1 rRNA gene is annotated in these 223 nt (G+C 51.6%); it reads left to right on the forward strand.

Features of this window, described 5'->3' with window-relative positions:
* Window positions 1–223, forward strand: a 23S ribosomal RNA gene (locus KO533_RS22860); the annotation flags it as partial.

The following is a 223-nucleotide window of genomic DNA, read 5'->3' on the forward strand; positions in this document are numbered from 1 at the left end:
CGTACCCCAAACCGACACAGGTGGTCGGGTAGAGAATACCAAGGCGCTTGAGAGAACTCGGCTGAAGGAACTAGGCAAAATGGTACCGTAACTTCGGGAGAAGGTACGCTCCTGTTGGTGATGAGACTTGCTCTCTAAGCTGACGGGAGTCGCAGATACCAGGTGGCTGCAACTGTTTATCAAAAACACAGCACTGTGCAAACTCGCAAGAGGAAGTATACGG

The organism is Shewanella sp. NKUCC05_KAH, from assembly GCF_019345585.1.
GTDB classification, from domain to species: domain Bacteria; phylum Pseudomonadota; class Gammaproteobacteria; order Enterobacterales; family Shewanellaceae; genus Shewanella; species Shewanella oncorhynchi.